This is a genomic window from Rhodoferax sp. GW821-FHT09E07 (genome assembly GCF_059416145.1).
On the sequence record NZ_JBWKOP010000004.1, the window covers coordinates 348,812 to 363,172 of the forward strand.

General features: G+C 62.5%; 16 protein-coding genes. 8 read left to right on the top strand and 8 right to left on the bottom strand.

The features are described 5' to 3' along the window. Nucleotides 1-30: 30 nt before the first annotated feature. Genes AC07OE_RS10015 through AC07OE_RS10025 form a run of 3 tightly spaced genes read right to left on the bottom strand, consistent with a single transcriptional unit; the run spans nucleotide 31 to nucleotide 1,924 of the window. Nucleotides 31-522, bottom strand: a complete 492-nt coding sequence (locus AC07OE_RS10015; RefSeq protein ID WP_495070414.1) for a hypothetical protein — start codon at nucleotides 520-522, stop codon at nucleotides 31-33. 53 nt (nucleotides 523-575) lie between these two features. Continuing rightward, on the bottom strand, nucleotides 576-1,214 hold the full coding sequence (locus AC07OE_RS10020; protein ID WP_495070415.1) for a CoA transferase subunit B: 639 nt from the start codon (nucleotides 1,212-1,214) through the stop codon (nucleotides 576-578). Between the two features lie 2 nt (nucleotides 1,215-1,216). Then, nucleotides 1,217-1,924: a CoA transferase subunit A gene (locus tag AC07OE_RS10025; RefSeq protein ID WP_495070416.1), complete on the bottom strand. Its 708-nt coding sequence runs from the start codon at nucleotides 1,922-1,924 to the stop codon at nucleotides 1,217-1,219. Nucleotides 1,925-2,038: 114 nt separating this feature from the next. Here AC07OE_RS10025 and AC07OE_RS10030 point away from each other — a divergent pair, with 114 nt between their 5' ends. Genes AC07OE_RS10030 through AC07OE_RS10040 form a run of 3 tightly spaced genes read left to right on the top strand, consistent with a single transcriptional unit; the run spans nucleotide 2,039 to nucleotide 3,374 of the window. Then, entirely contained in the window at nucleotides 2,039-2,593 is a 555-nt protein-coding gene (locus AC07OE_RS10030) for a LuxR C-terminal-related transcriptional regulator (RefSeq protein WP_495070417.1), read from the top strand. A 49-nt stretch (nucleotides 2,594-2,642) separates the two neighbouring features. Continuing rightward, nucleotides 2,643-3,062, top strand: a complete 420-nt coding sequence (locus tag AC07OE_RS10035; protein WP_495070418.1) for a DUF1801 domain-containing protein — start codon at nucleotides 2,643-2,645, stop codon at nucleotides 3,060-3,062. Between the two features lie 9 nt (nucleotides 3,063-3,071). Continuing rightward, a complete protein-coding gene (locus AC07OE_RS10040) occupies nucleotides 3,072-3,374 on the top strand; it encodes a DUF2007 domain-containing protein (protein WP_495070419.1) in 303 nt (100 codons plus the stop codon). A 10-nt stretch (nucleotides 3,375-3,384) separates the two neighbouring features. Here the strand turns inward: AC07OE_RS10040 and AC07OE_RS10045 are convergent, their stop codons facing one another. Together AC07OE_RS10045 and AC07OE_RS10050 are read right to left on the bottom strand one after the other, a co-directional pair. Beyond that, entirely contained in the window at nucleotides 3,385-3,696 is a 312-nt protein-coding gene (locus AC07OE_RS10045) for a DUF1330 domain-containing protein (RefSeq protein WP_495070420.1), read from the bottom strand. A 17-nt stretch (nucleotides 3,697-3,713) separates the two neighbouring features. Beyond that, nucleotides 3,714-4,499: an IclR family transcriptional regulator domain-containing protein gene (locus AC07OE_RS10050; RefSeq protein ID WP_495070491.1), complete on the bottom strand. Its 786-nt coding sequence runs from the start codon at nucleotides 4,497-4,499 to the stop codon at nucleotides 3,714-3,716. 190 nt (nucleotides 4,500-4,689) lie between these two features. Here AC07OE_RS10050 and AC07OE_RS10055 point away from each other — a divergent pair, with 190 nt between their 5' ends. The 4 genes from AC07OE_RS10055 to AC07OE_RS10070 all read left to right on the top strand — a co-directional run bounded on the left by AC07OE_RS10055 (nucleotide 4,690) and on the right by AC07OE_RS10070 (nucleotide 9,601). Then, nucleotides 4,690-5,583: a 4-hydroxyphenylpyruvate dioxygenase gene (locus AC07OE_RS10055; RefSeq protein WP_495070421.1), complete on the top strand. Its 894-nt coding sequence runs from the start codon at nucleotides 4,690-4,692 to the stop codon at nucleotides 5,581-5,583. 4 nt (nucleotides 5,584-5,587) lie between these two features. Beyond that, nucleotides 5,588-6,493, top strand: coding sequence for a sugar phosphate isomerase/epimerase family protein (locus AC07OE_RS10060; protein WP_495070422.1), 906 nt, complete (start codon nucleotides 5,588-5,590; stop codon nucleotides 6,491-6,493). A gap of 160 nt (nucleotides 6,494-6,653) precedes the next feature. Then, nucleotides 6,654-7,973: an ABC transporter substrate-binding protein gene (locus tag AC07OE_RS10065; protein WP_495070423.1), complete on the top strand. Its 1,320-nt coding sequence runs from the start codon at nucleotides 6,654-6,656 to the stop codon at nucleotides 7,971-7,973. 14 nt (nucleotides 7,974-7,987) lie between these two features. Then, entirely contained in the window at nucleotides 7,988-9,601 is a 1,614-nt protein-coding gene (locus tag AC07OE_RS10070; protein ID WP_495070424.1) for a methyl-accepting chemotaxis protein, read from the top strand. On the opposite strand, the gene AC07OE_RS10075 is transcribed toward AC07OE_RS10070, so the two are convergent. Further along, nucleotides 9,594-10,535, bottom strand: coding sequence for a LysR family transcriptional regulator (locus AC07OE_RS10075; RefSeq protein WP_495070425.1), 942 nt, complete (start codon nucleotides 10,533-10,535; stop codon nucleotides 9,594-9,596). The two genes, AC07OE_RS10070 and AC07OE_RS10075, sit on opposite strands and share 8 nt — an antisense overlap. Nucleotides 10,536-10,638: 103 nt before the next feature. On the opposite strand from AC07OE_RS10075, the gene AC07OE_RS10080 reads away from it, so the two are divergent. Then, nucleotides 10,639-11,658 carry a zinc-binding alcohol dehydrogenase family protein gene (locus AC07OE_RS10080; RefSeq protein ID WP_495070426.1) on the top strand — a complete coding sequence of 340 codons (1,020 nt, stop codon included), beginning with the start codon at nucleotides 10,639-10,641 and terminating at the stop codon, nucleotides 11,656-11,658. Here the strand turns inward: AC07OE_RS10080 and AC07OE_RS10085 are convergent. Both AC07OE_RS10085 and AC07OE_RS10090 read right to left on the bottom strand, forming a co-directional pair. Beyond that, entirely contained in the window at nucleotides 11,655-13,193 is a 1,539-nt protein-coding gene (locus AC07OE_RS10085) for an ATP-binding response regulator (protein WP_495070427.1), read from the bottom strand. The two genes, AC07OE_RS10080 and AC07OE_RS10085, sit on opposite strands and share 4 nt — an antisense overlap. After that, complete coding sequence (locus AC07OE_RS10090) at nucleotides 13,190-14,356, bottom strand: response regulator (RefSeq protein WP_495070428.1); 1,167 nt, start codon at nucleotides 14,354-14,356, stop codon at nucleotides 13,190-13,192. The genes AC07OE_RS10085 and AC07OE_RS10090 overlap by 4 nt, the downstream gene beginning before the upstream one ends. Nucleotides 14,357-14,361 lie beyond the last annotated feature (5 nt).

Sequence of the window (14,361 nt, forward strand, 5' to 3'; positions counted from 1 at the left end):
CCGTTTTTTTGTTGCTGAACTGCGCTACGTTTAGCGGCCCAGTTCCGGGCCCTGCGGCGCAGCCGTGGCACGGCTGTTGCGCGCGCCGTTGTTCACGGACCAGGGAATCACGGGCGACTGTTCAATGGGTTTGGCCTTGGTGAACAGCGCCTGCCAGAAGAAGCCTCCCTGGAAGGCAATCACTTCAAACAGGATGTAACTCTGCGAGCTGCTGGACAACCAGAGGTTGTAGGTGGGGTAGAACACGATGGGCGACACCAACAGGGGCAACACAATGCGACCCACCTGCACCGACTCCAGGCCCTTGCCCATGTTGAACAGGTCCCAGTAGTAGTTGGAGAACATGCCCATCACCATCCAGCAGGCAAGATGCCACACAAACACGATGCCGTGGTTGCGCACCAGCAAGGCAATCCAGGGCTGCGAGCCCTCGTCCGCATTGACGATGAGAACCATGAAGGCACCCGTGGTGATCAGCACCACGGCGTAAATGAACATCAGGAATTTAAGAGCTCTGGACATGTTTTCCCCGGGTTTGAAATGGCGATCGCATCTTACCCGGTGTCAGCAGGCTCTCAGAGCAGGGGAACCCCTGTTTTCTCCTGCAGCTCTTCACGGCTCACGCCCGGTGCCAGCTCCACCACTTTCAGGCCTTCGGGCGTCACGTCCATCACGGCCAGGTCCGTGATGATGCGGTCCACCACGCCCACGCCAGTCAGCGGCAAGGTGCACTGGGGCAGGATTTTCAAGTCCGTGGTGCCGTCCTTCTTCTTGGCCACGTGCTCCATGAGCACGATGACGCGCTTCACGCCGGCCACCAGGTCCATGGCACCGCCCATACCCTTGACCATCTTGCCGGGAATCATCCAGTTGGCCAGGTCACCCTTGGCGCTGACCTGCATGGCGCCCAGGATGGACAGGTTGATTTTGCCGCCGCGGATCATGGCAAAACTCTGGTCCGAGCCAAAAATGCTGCTGCCCTTGATGGTGGTCACGGTTTGCTTGCCGGCGTTGATCAGATCGGCATCCACTTCATCTTCGGTGGGGAACGGACCGATGCCCAGCATGCCGTTCTCGCTTTGCAGCCAGACTTCCTTGTCCGCGGGCACATGGTTGGCCACCAAGGTGGGAATGCCGATGCCCAGGTTCACATAAAAGCCGTCTTCCAGCTCATGGGCCGCGCGGGCCGCCATTTGGTCTTGGTTCCAGGCCATGGTCAGACTCCTTCTTTCGGGGTAATGGTGCGTTTCTCGATACGCTTTTCAGGATTGGCGTTCAACACAATGCGGTGCACGTAGATGCCGGGCAGGTGTACCTGGTCGGGCGCAATGGCGCCGGTTTCCACGATCTCCTCCACCTCCACCACCGTGATCTTGCCGGCCATGGCGGCTGCGGGGTTGAAGTTGCGTGCGGTAAAGCGGAACTGCAAATTGCCCGACTTGTCGGCACGGTGCGCCTTCACCAGCGCCACATCGGGCACCAGGGCGCGCTCCATCACATAGGTCTCACCATCAAACTCGCGCAGCTCTTTGCCCTCGGCCACGATGGTGCCAACACCCGTCTTGGTGAAGAAGGCCGGAATGCCTGCTCCACCGGCACGCAGCTTCTCGGCCAGCGTGCCCTGGGGGGTGAATTCCAGCTCCAGTTCACCCGCCAGGTACTGGCGCTCGAACTCCTTGTTCTCGCCCACGTAGCTGGAGATCATCTTCTTGATCTGGCGGGTTTCCAGCAGCTTGCCCAAGCCAAAGCCGTCCACGCCCGCGTTGTTGGAGATGGCGGTCAGGTTCTTCACGCCGCTGTCGCGCAGCGCGTCAATCAGCGCCTCGGGAATGCCGCAGAGGCCGAAGCCGCCCACGGCCAGCAACTGGCCGTCCTTGACGATGCCTTCAAGTGCCTTGGCGGCACTGGGATAGATTTTGTTCACTGCGCGTATCTCCTAGGTGGATGAAAACAACATGGCCGCTACGATACTACTTATAGAACTACGTAGTTTTTCGTAAAGCCTAACCCTCGAACCTTTGTCCCACTCCTTCACTCCATGGACATCGATTACCGCCTGGCGTTCAGCATGGCCCCCGTGGGTCTGGCCCTCTCACGCAACCGCACCATCGTGGACTGCAACCAGCAACTGTGCGACATGTTTGGCGCCGCGCGCGAGCAGCTCATCGGCCAATCTTTCCAGATTTTGTACCCCAGCGCCGACGAGTTTGAACGCACTGGCGCCCGCATCGCCCCCATCATGAACCGGGATGGAGCCTATGCCGACGACCGCATCATGAAGCGCGTGGACGGCCGGTTCAAGGGCGAGGCCTTTTGGTGCCACGTGACCGGACGCGCGCTGAACCAGAATGCGCCGCACGAAGCCGGCATATGGTGCTTTGAAGACCTGAGTGCCCGCCGCCCCGTGAAAGCCGAGCTCACCCCGCGTGAACGCGAAGTCGCTGCGCACTTGATGCAGGGCCTGACGTCCAAGCAAATCGGCAAGACACTCGCCATCAGCCACCGTACAGTGGAGATCTACCGTGCGCGGCTGATGCGGAAATACAAGGCGTCAACCACTGCGGACTTGGTACACAAATTGATGGCGGGGTGAGCCTTCACCCACGCCCCATGCAAACTTGCTAGAACAGCAGGAGGAGAACATGACAAAGCTCGACGCCAATCCAAGCCCATCAGCATCGGACCTCATCTCCCAGCGAATCGCCGATCTCGGGGACTGGCGGGGAGAAACCCTCCGCAGGATGCGCGCGTTGATCCAGGAGGCGGACCCGGCCATGGTCGAAGAATGGAAGTGGATGGGTACCCCGGTCTGGTCGCACGACGGCATCATCTGTACCGGTGAGTCGTACAAGGACAAGATCAAACTCACCTTCGCCAAGGGCGCGTCCCTGCCAGACCCATCTGCACTCTTCAATGCCAGTCTCGACGGAAACACACGTCGCGCGCTGGACATTTACGAGGGGCAAGAAGTAGACCCATCCGCCTTCAAGGCGCTCGTTCTTGCGGCGGTTGCGTTGAATAGTGCGGGTAAAGCCAAGTCTGCGAGAAAAACCAAGTCCTGACGGCTCGCCATGCCACGTCTAGCCCAAGCGCCAAACCTGCAGATCGCCACGCTATGGGCTGATGCGCTCCAGGCCGAGGGCATTGAAGCGAGTGTCCAACGGCAATACCTGGGAAGTGCTGCCGGCGAGCTCCCTCCGGACCAATGCCTGCCGGAAGTCTGGATCAAGCACCCCGAGCAAGAGGCCAACGCCCGAACACTGTTGCACCATCTGCAGAACGTTCCGCAGCACCGCTGGCAATGCGAATGCGGCGAACTGGTCGAAGGCGGATTTGAGCAGTGCTGGAACTGCGGCACCTGGATGCCGCGCTAGCTCGCGCCCTTCACGCCTCGCCGGGTTGCGGTCCGTCAAACCCTTCAATGAGAAGGATGTCCGCCGTAGCAGCGCCCAAGCGAAGGCTTTTGGCGTGCTGGTACTCCGGGGAATTCCAGCAGTCCTGCGCAGCCTGGTAGCTGGGAAATTCGATGATCACATTGCGCTTGCGAGCGCTGCCCTCCACAACCTCGTAGGCTCCGGAGCGCACCAAAAAGCGCGCCCCGTATTTGGCAAACGGGATGGCGTTGGCGGTGACATAGCCCTGGTACTTTTCCATGTCACTCACGTCCACGCGGGCGATCCAATAGCCTTTGGTCATTGTTCTTGCTCCTCAGTTCAAATCAGGTTGCGCATGGCGCGCGCAGTTTCCTGCAACACGGGCAACACGCGGGCGGTGGCCGCCTCGGTGGACTCCTTGCCCATGGGCATCGTCACATTCAGCGCCCCCACCAGCACGCCGTGCCGGTCTATCAAGGGTACCGCCACACCACGGTAGTTCAGTTCCAGCTGTTGTTCGGATGCGGCCCAACCTTGCTGGCGGATGCGCGCCAGCTCTTGGCGCAACTGGTCCTTGCTGGTGATGGTGTGGGAGGTGTAGGCCTTAAGTTCGTGGTTGCGCAGCCAGCGCTCCAGCCATTCCGGTTCGCGCATCGCAAGAATAAGCAAGCCAGCCGCCGTCACCTGGGCCTGCACGCGGGCACCGAGCACAAAGCCCGTGTTCATGCTGCGGTTGCTGCCATTGCGGGCGATGTAGACGATGTCGTCCCCGTCCATCACGCTCACATAGGCAATCTCCTGGATGCCCGCCGTCACACGCTGCAAAAAAGGCTGCACCGTGCGCGGCAAGCGGGCGGACTCCAGGTAGGACTGGCCCAGCCGCAGCACGCGTGGCGTCAACCAGAACAGCTTGCCGTCCGTAGCCACATAGCCCAGGTGCTGCAGCGTCAGCAGGTAGCGGCGTGCGGCGGTACGTGTCATGCCACAGCGCTCGCCGGCCTGGCTGGCGGTCATGCGGGGGTGGGCATCGTCAAAGACTTCAATGATGGCAAGCCCCTTCTCCAGACCCGCAATCCAGTCCCGGCGGTCCAACACGGAAGCAGGTGGCTCGGCCTGCAACGGCATGCTGGAAGGCGGGGCCTGCATAGAGGGCATGGGGACTACCGGCACTACTTCAAACATGGCAAAAACCCTTGCATCGATCGTTTATCGATCATAAATGATCGATAAACGCACAAACAACCCCAAAAACCGGTTTCTAAAACCACCCTGCCTCACTACAGTCACGCGCAACCTGACTCCCAAAAAGAAACCCATGGCCATCGCCTCCAGCCCCTCCCGCCCCAGTGGCGCAGACCGCGAACACATTGACGAAGGCCCCAACCCGCTGGGTCTGGAAGGCATCGAGTTCATCGAATACGCCACCTCCAAGCCGCAGGCGCTGGGCCAGGTGCTGGAGGCCATGGGCTTCCGCCCGATTGCACGCCACCGCTCGCGCGAGGTGCTGCTGTACCGCCAGGGCGACATCAATGTCATCGTCAACGCCCATGGCCGCGGCGCCGCGCTGACCGAGAAACCGGTGATTGCCGCCATTGCGCTGCGCGTGCACGACGCCTCGGCCGCCTACCAGCGCGCGCTGGAGCGCGGGGCCTGGGCCGTACCGGTGCAGGTGGAGGTGATGGAGCTGCACATTCCCGCCATCCACGGCGTGGGCAACAGCCGCATCTACTTTGTGGACCGGCACCGTGAGTTCTCCATTTACGACGTGGACTTCACCCCCGTGCCGGCGGTGGACAAACACCCATCCGCCATTGCGGGGCTGCACTTCTTTGGCGTGGTGCAATACATCGGCAATGACCGCAGCGACGACTGGACCGAGTTTTACAGCGCGCTGTTTGGCTTCACCGCCCTGCCCGCAGACACCCGCTTTGGCATCCTGCCCAAAGGGCTCATTCTGCAAAGCCCTTGCAAGACCTTCTACCTCCAACTCATTGAGCCCGAGCCCGGGGTATTGGATGTGGAAGATGATGAATGCTTCCAGCGTGTGGGCCTCGGTACCCCCGATGTGCCGGCCACCGTGGCCGCGCTGCGCGCACGCGGCGTGGAGTTTGTGCCCAGCAAGGACCCCGCACAGGACAGCAAGGGCGCGCTAACCCGGCCCACCATGGGCAATGCCATGTTCGAGCTGGTGTTGCACACCCGGAGCTGACCCCATGAGCCAATTCGAAGGCAGATTTGACGACTTCGGGATGGACACCATCTCGTTGGCTGGGCCGCTCAAGGCCAAGCTGGACGCCATGCGCGCTGCTGGCTTTGGCCAGGTGATGCTGGCCGCCCGCGACCTCGTAGGCCACCCCCAGGGCTGGGAGGCCGCCGTACAGGAGGTGAAAGACAGCGGCCTGCGCGTCACCGGCTTTCAGGTGCTGCGCGACTTTGAAGGCCTGTCGGGCCACCTGCATGCCTACAAGGTAGACATTGCCAAAAGCATGATGGAGATGTGCCAGGCCCTGGACTGCCGCGTGATGCTGGCCTGCTCCAGCACCTCCTCCCACGCCACGGGCGACACCGATGCGCTGGTGAAGGACCTGCGCAAGCTGGCCATGCTGGCCATTCCCATGAACATCAAGGTGGCGTTTGAAGCCCTGTCCTGGGGCCGCACCATCAACGAGTTTCCACAGGCCTGGGATGTGATCACCCAGGCCGACATGCCCAACCTGGGCCTGGGCTTTGATTCCTTCCACTTGTTCGCCACTAAGACCCCGCTGGACGAGCTGGAGATGCTAGACCCCAGCAAGATTTTTCTGGTGCAGCTGGCGGACTTCATGTGGAACGAAATCAAGACCGTGGAAGAGCGCATCAGCACCGCGCGCACCTTCCGCGTGTTCCCCGGTGAGGGCGTGCACAGCGCGGCGCTGGCCGAGCTGGTGCTCAAGCTCCACCAGTTGGGGTACCGCGGCGACTATAGCTTTGAGGTTTTCAACGACGACTACCAGCAAATGCCCCTGCCCACCGTGGCCGCGCGCGCGCGCCGTGCTGCGCTCTGGCTGGGCGAAGACGTGCTGCGCCGCTCCGTGCCCCTGCCCAACCAGCTGCGCCTGAAGCAGACTGCCAAGTACTAAATCGCTGCGTCCTGATACGGCTTTGATGCGGCAACTCCGCTTAAGGGAAAGCCCTAGCCGATATTGAAGAACCGGTATATGCCGTTTGAAGCTCTGTATTGGCGCAAGCCGATACAGAGACGTAACCTGAGATGCAGATTCTCACTGCATCGTATTGGTTATGAAAACACAAAATCGTTGGATCTGGACTTGGGTCGCCATCGTCAGTGCGCTCGCAGGGCCTTGCGCCCAGGCAGCCACAGACATTACCGTGGCCACGGTAAACAACCGGCAGATGATTGAAATGCAGAAGCTCAGCGTGCATTTCGAAAAGGCCAACCCCGACATCCACGTCAAGTGGACCACCATGGAAGAGGCCGACCTGCGCCAGCGCGTGAGTGCCGACGTGACCAACAAGGGCGGCCAGTTCGACGTGGTCACCATCGGCATGTACGAGACGCCCATCTGGGCCGCCAAAGGATGGCTGCGCGAGATCACGCCTACCGACGCCTACAACGTGAAGGACCTGATCCCCACGGTGCGCGATGGCCTCTCATACAACAAGCGCCTGTACGCCGCGCCCTTCTACGGCGAAGGCTCCATGACCATGTACCGCACCGACCTGTTCGACAAGGTCGGCCTCTCCATCAGCAACCGCCCCACCTGGGAGCAGATCGCCGCCGCTGCAGCCAAGATCCACAACCCCGCGGCCGGGTTGTATGGCATCTGCCTGCGCGGGCGTGCGGGCTGGGGCGACAACATGGCCCTGCTCAGCACCATGGTCAACACCTTTGGCGGCCAGTGGTTTGACATGGGCTGGCACCCGCAGATCAACACCAAGCCTTGGAAGGACGCCATCTCGTTTTACATCAAGCTGCTGACCCAATATGGCCCGCCCAATGCGGTGAACAACAGCTTCAACGAGAACCTGGACCTGTTTGCCCAGGGCAAATGCGGCATCTGGGTGGACGCCACCAGTGCCGGCGGCGCGCTGATCGATCCCAAGTTCAGCAAGGTAGCCGCCCTGACGGGCTTCTCGCTGGCCCCCACGGCAGTCACCACCAAAGGCGCGGGCTGGCTCTGGTCCTGGGCACTGGCGATTCCGGCCAGCAGCAAAAATGCCGACGCGGCGCAGCGCTTTGTGCAGTGGGCTACCTCTGAGCCCTACCTGCGCTTGGTGGCCGACACCAATGGCTGGGCCGCCATGCCATCCGGCACACGCCTCTCCACCTACCAGCGCCCCGAGTTCACGAAGGCAGCGCGCTTTGCCATGACCGAGGCCATTGCCATGGTGACGGCCAATCCGCGTGATGCGACCGAGGGCAAGGCGCCCTATGTAGGCGTACAGTTCGTCGCCATTCCCGAGTTCCAGGACATCGGTGAGATCACCGGTGCCGAAATCCGCGATGCACTGGCCGGCAAGCAGACCGTGGACCAGGCCTTGCAAAAAGCGCAAGCAAAAACCGACCAGCTGATGCGCGGAGCGGGGTATTACAAATGACAAGGAGCAGCACCATGCCCACCACTTCTTTTTGGACCGTAGGCCGCCAACTGGGCGCGGCCTTTGCCGCCATGGTGGCGCTGGGCCTCATGCTGGCGCTCACCGGCTGGAGCCGCATTGCTGCCATCAACCAAGACCTTGAGTCGCTGGTAGACCAAACCCTGCCCACGCTGACTGCGCTGAGTGAGGTGAACGACCGGCTGCAGGTGGTGCGCACGGCCGAACTCAGCCACCTGGCAGCCCTGACCATGCCCGCCAAGGACCGCGAAGAGGCCGCGGTAAAAACCGCGGTGAAGGCGCTGGACACCGCGCTGCAGCGCTACACCGCCACAGGCGGCGCGCAAGACCAGGGTGCCGAGGTGAAGACGCTGACCGATGCGCTGGCCAAGTTCAATGCCTCGCGCGCCACCTTCCTGCAAATGTCCAACTCCGCCGCGGGGGCTGAGTCGGAACGCGCGGTGGAGGCCAGCGACTATTTCAGCGGCCCCAGCCAACAGGCCTACCAGGGCGCATACGACGCCGTGCAGAAACTCTGGGCCGCCCACGTGGCCCAAGCCGAAGCCGCCAAGACACAAGGGCGCGCCTCCGTCATGCGCGCCAACCTCATGCTGCTCAGCGTCTCGGGCATTGCGGTGCTGGTGTCCATCGTGCTGGGCGTTTTCATCACGCGCCGCCTGCTGGGCGAGCTGGGCGGCCAGCCGGCCTACGTGGCCCAACTGGCCCGCGCCATTGCCGATGCCAACCTGGCCACGCCGATTGCCGTGCGCGAGGGCGACAGCACCAGTGTGGTGGCGGCCATGGCGCGTATGCAGGCCTCGCTCACAAGGATCGTGCACGCGGTGCGCCATGGTGCCGATGGTGTGGCCAACGCCAGCTCGGAGATCGCGCAGGGCAACCACGACCTCAGCAGCCGCACCGAACACCAGGCCAGCGCACTGGAAGAAACCGCCTCCAGCATGGAAGACCTGAACGCTAAGGTGCGGCAGAACGCGCTGAGCGCGGGCCACGCCAACCAGCTGGCGCTGGACGCCTCCGCTGTAGCCGTGCAAGGCGGCGATGTGGTGGGCCAGGTGGTGCAAACCATGAAGGGCATCAACGAGGCCAGCCGCAAGATTGCCGACATCATCAGCGTGATTGATGGCATTGCCTTCCAGACCAACATCCTGGCGCTGAACGCGGCCGTAGAGGCTGCGCGTGCCGGTGAGCAGGGGCGCGGCTTTGCGGTGGTGGCGTCCGAAGTGCGCAGCCTGGCTGGGCGCAGCGCCGATGCCGCCAAGGAGATCAAGCAGCTCATCGGCACCAGCGTGCAGCGCGTGGAGCAAGGCACCGCGCTGGTGGACCGCGCCGGTAGCACCATGGCCGAGGTGGTGGGCGCGATCCGCAAGGTGAGCGATATCGTGGCCGAGATCAGCGCGGCCAGCTCGGACCAGAGCGCGGGTGTCTCGCAGATTGGCGAAGCGGTCAACGAGATGGACCAGGTGACCCAGCAGAACGCAGCCCTGGTGGAGCAGATGGCCGCGGCCGCCAGCGGCCTCAAATCCCAAGCCAGCGAACTGGTGCGCGTGGTGGCCGTCTTCCAGACCGACGACAGCGCGCTACCAAATCAGGAGCTGCTTGCGCTTAATTGACGGGGGCTAGCAGCCTATTTGACTTCAAACTGTCGGCACCAGGCAGTGCTGCACAGGCCTGGGCTACAAACTCGCGCAGCAGGCGCAGCGCCGGGGTGAGCTGGCGCCGGTCCGGCAGCACCATGTACAGCGGCACATGTTCGGTCTCCCACTCGGGACACAGCGCAACCAGCCGGCCGGCCGCCAGATCATGGGCCACGTCGATCCATGCCTTGTAGGCCACACCGCGCCCGGCCAGGGCCCAGCGCCGCACCACGTCGCCGTCGTTAGTCACATGGCCACCCTGCACGCGCACGGCCAAGGTCTGGTCGTCGCGCGAGAAATTCCAGCGGTCATTCACCTCGCCGCCCAGCATGAAGCACAGGCAGTCGTGCTGCGTTAAATCCTGCGGCGTGTTGGGCGTGCCACGCACTTGCAGATAAGCCGATGAGGCCACCAGCACGCGCCGGTTGTCGGGGGCCACAGGCAGCGCCACCAGGCTGGAGTCGCGCGGCTTGCCGTGGCGAAAAGCTGCATCCACCGGCTCGCTGTACATATTGGCCATGCGGTCGGACAGCGTCAGGCGGTACCGCACCTGCGGGTGCTGGTCCTGAAACTCCTCCAACCAGGGCAGCAACACATTGCGCCCCATATCGGACGAGGCCGCCAGCCGCAGCACGCCCTGCACCTGGTGGCGGCCCGTGCTCAGGGCCTGCTGGCCTTCGCCCAGGGTGGTCAGCGCCAGGCGGGCGTGTTCCAGAAATACCGCACCCTCGGGCGTTAGCCGCAGGCTGCGGGTGGAGCGCACCAGCAGGCTGGTGTGCAGCTCAGCCTCCAGCCGCTTGAGCGCGGCGCTGGCCGCCGCCGGGGTGATGTCCAACGCCCGTGCGGTGGCCGAGAGGCTGCCGGTGTCCACGGTGCGCACAAAGATGTCCAAGTCTTGCAGGGCTTTCATTTTCAAATTTTATTTGAAGGAGGAATCAATCTAGATCCTATTTTTCTTTCAAAGCAGAAGACTGAAGATTCAGTCCTCTGTTCACTCTGCAAGGAAATTCCCCATGAAAGCCATTGGCTACACCCAGGCCCACGCCCTCTCCGCCCCCGTCGGACTGCAAGACATCACCCTGCCCACGCCCGTGGCGCAGGGGCACGACCTGTTGGTGGAGGTGCACGCCATATCGGTCAACCCCGTGGACACCAAGGTGCGCGCAAGTGCCGCGCCTGCACCGGGCCAGGACTACAAGGTGCTGGGCTATGACGCCAGCGGCATCGTGCGCGCCGTTGGGCCGGAGGTGACGCTGTTCCGGCCCGGCGACCGCGTGTACTACGCCGGTGCCATCCAGCGCCCCGGCACCAACAGCGAGCTGCACCTGGTGGACGAACGCATCGTCGGCCACATGCCCACCAGCCTGGACTTTGCGCAGGCCGCCGCCCTGCCCCTGACCACCATCACCGCTTGGGAGCTGCTGTTCGACCGCCTGGGTGTTCAACCCGGTAAAAAACCCAACCCCAGGAGCCTGCTGGTGATTGGCGCAGCTGGCGGCGTGGGCTCCATCCTTGTGCAGCTGGCGCGCCGCCTCACGGCACTCACCGTCATTGGCACTGCATCGCGCCCCGAGACCCAAGCTTGGGTCAAGGAACTGGGCGCCCACCACGTGGTTGACCATAGCAAACCGCTGACAGAGCAACTGGCGCGCATCGGAATGCCTCAAGTAGACATCGTCATCAGCCTGAGCCACACGGGCCAGCACCTGCCGCAGATTCTGGAAGCGCTGGCGCCGCAAGGCCAGTTTGGCCTCATCGACGACCTGCCCGCGCTGGATGTGATGCCTTTCAAGCGCAAGGCCGCCTCGGTGCACTGGGAGATGATGTTTGCCCGCCCCATGTTCAACACGCCCGACATGATCGCCCAGCACCACTTGCTGAACGAGGTGGCGCAGCTGGTGGACGCGGGCCTGGTGCGCACCACGCTGGCCGAGAACTTTGGCCGCATCAACGCCGACAACCTCAAGCGCGCGCACGCCTTCGTCGAGTCGGGCACGGCCCGCGGCAAGGTGGTGCTGGAAGGCTGGAACTAAGCTGCGCTGGGCAGGGTTACCGTGATCGTGGTGCCCTGCGGGTCCGATGCATCCAGCGCCACGTCGCCATGCTGGGCATTCGCCAGCACCTTGGCCGAGTAGGTGCCCAAGCCCGTGCCGCCAGGTTTTCCGTGGGTCACAAACTTCTGGAAAAAGCAGTCCTGGATTTCCAGCGGCACTGCGCCCTGGTTGTGGACCACCACTTGCAGCGGCTGGGTGGCCGATAGGCGCACCGACACCGTGCTGTCGGCTGGCGCGGCCTCGCAGGCATTTTTGATGAGGTTCTGGAACAGCGAATAGCACAGCATGGTGTCGCCCAGCGCCTGCGGAGCGGCCTCCAACGGCCCACCAGTTTCCAGCGCCAGCGTGAGCGGCTTGCTGGCATAGGTGTGGCGCGCAATTTCCACCAGACGGAACAACACGTCTGCCACCTTGACTGGCCCCGCCTGCAGCGTGAAGCGCCCCGTCTCGATCTTGTAGAGCTCGGAAGAAAGGTTGATCATGTCCAGCACCTGCAGCGTGGTCTCCTCGGCCAGCCGCAGCTGCGCGGTCTGTGCAGCCTGCAGGCTGGTGTCGCCCGCCAGCGTTTGCACCAACCCCAATACACCGGCCAGCGCACCTTTGAGGTCATGGCGCGTGATGTGCTCCACGTCCTCGCGTAACCGCGCAGCCTCCTGCATCGAGTCGTAGTCCGCCTGTAGCTGCTTGTGCAGCTCCACATAGCGCATGAAGTTGCGCACACGCGGCTTGAGTACGTCGGGGTCCACCGGTTTGGTCACAAAGTCCACCGCGCCCAACGACAGGCCTTTGAGCCGCGCATCATCGTCGGTCATCGCGGTGACAAAGATCACCGGAATGTGCTCGGAGCTGGGGTGCTCACGCATACGCTGCGCCACCTCAAAGCCATCCATGCCCGGCATCATGATGTCCAGCAGCACCAGGTCGGGCGGCGTGTCCGAGTGGCAAATAGCCAGCGCTTTTTCACCACTGGAGGCCACACGCACCTTGTAGTCGTCCTTGAACAGCGCCGACAACAAATGCAGGTTGTCCGGCGTGTCGTCCACCACCAGAATGGTGGGGCGTGCCGCAACCGCCGTGGCAGCGCTTGCGGGCGCTGCAGTTTCGGAGCCACCAACATCACCCGCCAGTTGCAAGGGAGCCGCGGGCTGCAGTGCTCGCGCAATGCGCGACTCCAGATTGGCAGCCGAATACGGCTTGACCAGAATATTGCTGACGCCGCAGGCAATGGCCTCCTGGATACGGGCACGCTCCACCTCGGCCGTGATCATGACAAAGGGCAGATGGCGCAGCTTGCTGTCGCTGCGAATGGCCTTGAGCAAATCAAGCCCATGCATGACCGGCATGTTCCAGTCCGAGATCACCACATCAATGGTTTCAGAATGCAAGACCTTCAGCGCCTGCACGCCGTCCTTGGCCGTGAAGATGCGGGTGTAGCCCAGACTCATGAGCTGGGTGCTGGTGACTTTGCGCATGGACTCGAAATCGTCCACCACCAGAAAGCTCAGCTGTTTCATGTCGCGGGTCCGTCGGCCTCGTTGGCGCTCTTGAGAAAGTCGGCCTTCTTCTCCAGATCGCTATCGGAGTCCGCGTAGCGCTGTGCAATGCCACGAAAGACTTCCTGAATCTCCAGGAAACCATCCACGATGTCAGGATCGAAATGGCTGCCTTTGCCTTCCACGATGATCTCCACCGCTTGCGCGTGAGACATGCCTTCCTTGTAGACGCGCCGGCTGATCAGGGCGTCGTAAACATCGGCCAGCGCCATCATCCGGGCCGAGATGGGAATGGCGTCGCCGCTCAGCCCCTCCGGGTAGCCCGTGCCATTCCATTTCTCCTGGTGCGACAGCGCAATTTCCTTGGACATGCTGAGAAACTCCACCTGCGTGTCCAACGCCTCTTCTGCATGGGCGATCGCATCACGGCCCAGCGTGGTGTGGGTCTTCATGACCGCGAACTCTTCGGTGGTCAAGCGCCCGGGCTTGAGCAGGATGCGATCGGGAATGCCCACCTTGCCAATGTCATGCAGGGGGGCGGATCGGAACAGCATTTCGATGTTGTAGGGCGTCAGGAACGCCGAGAACCGCGGATGCGTCCGCAAATGCTCCGCAAGCGCCTGCATGTAGTGCTGGGTGCGTCGGATATGGTTGCCCGTGTCCGAATCCCGTGTTTCTGCCAGCGAGGCCAACGCCAGAATGGTCACCTCCTGAATGGCCATGACCTCCTGGGTGCGCTTGGCCACTTCCTGCTCCAGAAAATCATTTTTATCGCGCAAAAAATCGGCGCTGGCCTTGAGCGAGAGCTGGGTGGCAACGCGCGCCATGACGATGGGCGGGCTAATGGGCTTCGTAATGTAGTCCGCCGCGCCCAGCTCCAAGCCTTTCCTTTCGTCCTCCGGGTCCGACTTGGCGGTCAGGAAGATGACCGGAATTTCGCGCGTGGCGGGATGCGCCTTGAGCCGGCGGCACACCTCGTAGCCATCCATGTCCGGCATCATGATGTCCAGCAAAATCAAATCGGGAGGATTCTCGGACATGGCAATTTTCAAACCCTTCTCGCCATGGTTGGCCACCTTGACCTTGTAGGTGTCTTTCAGCAGCGCCGCCATGAGGGTCAGGTTTTCGGGGGTGTCATCCACCACCAATACCGTGGCTTTTTCTGTGAAGTCGAGAGAGTCCATAGCCC

Bases quoted from the DNA above. Each gene is read 5' to 3' on its own strand.
- AC07OE_RS10015 (WP_495070414.1), bottom strand. From the start codon at position 522: ATGTCCAGAGCTCTTAAATTCCTGATGTTCATTTACGCCGTGGTGCTG.
- AC07OE_RS10020 (WP_495070415.1), bottom strand. From the start codon at position 1,214: ATGGCCTGGAACCAAGACCAAATGGCGGCCCGCGCGGCCCATGAGCTG.
- AC07OE_RS10030 (WP_495070417.1), top strand. From the start codon at position 2,039: ATGGACATCGATTACCGCCTGGCGTTCAGCATGGCCCCCGTGGGTCTG.
- AC07OE_RS10035 (WP_495070418.1), top strand. From the start codon at position 2,643: ATGACAAAGCTCGACGCCAATCCAAGCCCATCAGCATCGGACCTCATC.
- AC07OE_RS10040 (WP_495070419.1), top strand. From the start codon at position 3,072: ATGCCACGTCTAGCCCAAGCGCCAAACCTGCAGATCGCCACGCTATGG.
- AC07OE_RS10045 (WP_495070420.1), bottom strand. From the start codon at position 3,696: ATGACCAAAGGCTATTGGATCGCCCGCGTGGACGTGAGTGACATGGAA.
- AC07OE_RS10050 (WP_495070491.1), bottom strand. From the start codon at position 4,499: ATGCCGTTGCAGGCCGAGCCACCTGCTTCCGTGTTGGACCGCCGGGAC.
- AC07OE_RS10055 (WP_495070421.1), top strand. From the start codon at position 4,690: ATGGCCATCGCCTCCAGCCCCTCCCGCCCCAGTGGCGCAGACCGCGAA.
- AC07OE_RS10060 (WP_495070422.1), top strand. From the start codon at position 5,588: ATGAGCCAATTCGAAGGCAGATTTGACGACTTCGGGATGGACACCATC.
- AC07OE_RS10065 (WP_495070423.1), top strand. From the start codon at position 6,654: ATGAAAACACAAAATCGTTGGATCTGGACTTGGGTCGCCATCGTCAGT.
- AC07OE_RS10070 (WP_495070424.1), top strand. From the start codon at position 7,988: ATGCCCACCACTTCTTTTTGGACCGTAGGCCGCCAACTGGGCGCGGCC.
- AC07OE_RS10075 (WP_495070425.1), bottom strand. From the start codon at position 10,535: ATGAAAGCCCTGCAAGACTTGGACATCTTTGTGCGCACCGTGGACACC.
- AC07OE_RS10080 (WP_495070426.1), top strand. From the start codon at position 10,639: ATGAAAGCCATTGGCTACACCCAGGCCCACGCCCTCTCCGCCCCCGTC.
- AC07OE_RS10085 (WP_495070427.1), bottom strand. From the start codon at position 13,193: ATGAAACAGCTGAGCTTTCTGGTGGTGGACGATTTCGAGTCCATGCGC.
- AC07OE_RS10090 (WP_495070428.1), bottom strand. From the start codon at position 14,356: ATGGACTCTCTCGACTTCACAGAAAAAGCCACGGTATTGGTGGTGGAT.